This window comes from Alkalilimnicola sp. S0819 (assembly GCF_009295635.1).
In the GTDB taxonomy this organism is placed as follows: domain Bacteria; phylum Pseudomonadota; class Gammaproteobacteria; order Nitrococcales; family WHIW01; genus S0819.
In genome coordinates, this window is sequence record NZ_WHIW01000033.1 from 1 (window position 1) to 2,053 (window position 2,053).

Consider the following 2,053-nt stretch of genomic DNA (forward strand, 5'->3'; position numbering starts at 1 on the left):
GGACCGAGCCGGGACGGCACGTTCTTTTTCTCTCGCGGGTGGCACAGTAGCTTGCCTTCCTTCCACTGCCGGTGGAGCACCCTCTGACCCTCGGATTCGTGTTCTCATCCACCGCTAACGGGCTGCTAAGCCGCGCGGCGTAGCCGCGTCGGCTTGAGCGGCGTGTTAGAACGGTGGGGCACTACCAGGCTTGGCGCGGGGCCACCGGTTCTTGTTCTTCTTCATTTGCTTCAACGAAGGCGCCGAGATCGCAATGCCCGGCAATACCGTTGGTGAAGCGCGTACCCAAACAGACTACCCAACATGGACAAGCCTGGCGACGGTCATTGTGGCCACTGGTTCAGACGGCTCAACGGCGGCCGTGCCCAGGCGTTTGCTAGTGCCACGCCCGGAAGGAAGCCGCTCTTCATTGCCGGTGGGGTAGGGCAGCAAGCAGGCCAATCCCTACAACCAAACCCTGATATCCACGGTTCCGGACCACCCTAACGGCTAGCGGTAAGCCGCGGGAAAAACGCGCAGCGTTTTTGCCGTCGGCTTAACCGCCTTGTTAGCACGCGTGGATTCATAAACTAACCGCAACAAGCCCCTGTGGAAAAAGGGAGGTGACCTGGGATACTGACGACGCTTCTCCTCCGCCAAGAAAAGGAGCGTCGACATGAGGTATCGCCAGGTCACCTCACACCAGAGGTATATGTTGGCTGAATTGCGCAAGCAACAGTTCAGCCGGGCTCAGATGGCACGAGCGCTGGGCTGTCACCGCAGCACCATCAGCCGGGAGCTTGCCCGCAACACCTGCCGCTATGACGGTTGTTACCGCCCCCAGAAGGCCTCCGAGCGGACCAAAGGCCGCCGGGCGCGCTCGCGGCGGGGCCGACGGTTCACCGATCAGCAATGGCGCTTTGTCGAGAGCCTGCTGGCCCTGCAATGGAGCCCGGAGCAAATCGCCGGCCGGCTCAAGGCGATGGGCAAACTCTCGATCAGCTACGAGACCATTTACCGCCACGTCTGGCGGGACAAGGCCCAGGGCGGGCGACTCCACACGCAGTTGCGCGGGGCCCGCAAGCTCAAGCGCAAGCGCTACGGGGCCTACGATAGCCGCGGGCGGCTCGCCGGCAAGCGCCATATTTCCGAGCGCCCCGAGCCGGCCAATGCACGCTCCGAGCCGGGCCATTGGGAAATCGACACGGTGCTGGGGAATGATCCCGGCAAGGATTGTATCGTCACCCTCAACGAGCGGCGCAGCGGGGCGGTCTTGATCGGGAAGCTGCCCCGCAAGACCACGGCCACCATGAATCGTGTGGCTATCAACCTGATCAAGCGCCGGGGGCTGCCGTTCAAGACCATCACCGCGGACAACGGCACGGAGTTTCACGGCTACGCCGAGATCGAAGCGGCGTCTGATGTGCGCTTCTATTTCGCCAACCCGTACCACTCATGGGAGCGGGGCAGTAATGAAAACCTCAATGGCCTGATTCGCCAGTATTTGCCCAAGCGACGGAGCATGTGGTACGTGACTCAAGGTCTGTGCGATGCCATCGCGGACCGGCTCAACACTCGCCCCCGAAAACGTTTCGGCTTTCAAACCCCCTGGGAGCGCCTGTATGAAAACTGATCAATGTTGCACTTCAGAGTTGAAGTTACGCTTGTCTGTCTTCTGCTTTCTCTTGCTCGCTTTCGGCCCGCGTTTTCAGCGCCCGGTTCATCTCTTCAAACCCACGCTTAGTGTCTCGATCCAGGCTGCCGCGGAGCAGGCCGACGAACAGCCCACTAAACCGCTCGCTCTGCTCAAAGCGCACCTTGCCCTCGCCCAGGGGCTCGATGACAAAGCGATGCTCGCCATCAAAGACACCCGGCAACACGAGCCGACCCAGCCACCGAAGCTCGCGCCCCGCCTCCGCAGCGAGCACGACAGGCGAGAAGCGCATGACCTTGCGTAAGCGCTCCACCAACCCCACCTACAGGTCGGCGAAGCGCACCGCTAGACTCTGCGCCTGACGCCAAGGCAGCAATGCGTCGAGATCGGCTTCGGTCGTCGCCGCCGGCAGTCGGGTGA

At 62.2% G+C, this 2,053-nt stretch carries 2 protein-coding genes; one reads left to right on the plus strand and one right to left on the minus strand.

Going from position 1 to position 2,053, the window contains the following annotated elements; all coding sequences use genetic code 11:
• Positions 1-655 precede the first annotated feature (655 nt).
• Positions 656-1,612 (plus strand): IS30 family transposase, encoded by a 957-nt coding sequence (locus tag GBG68_RS13825; RefSeq protein ID WP_152148373.1) that lies wholly within the window; start codon positions 656-658, stop codon positions 1,610-1,612.
• 25 nt (positions 1,613-1,637) lie between these two features.
• Here GBG68_RS13825 and GBG68_RS13830 read toward each other — a convergent pair whose 3' ends face one another.
• On the minus strand, positions 1,638-1,946 hold the full coding sequence (locus GBG68_RS13830; RefSeq protein ID WP_193222352.1) for an SRPBCC domain-containing protein: 309 nt from the start codon (positions 1,944-1,946) through the stop codon (positions 1,638-1,640).
• Positions 1,947-2,053: the final 107 nt, after the last annotated feature.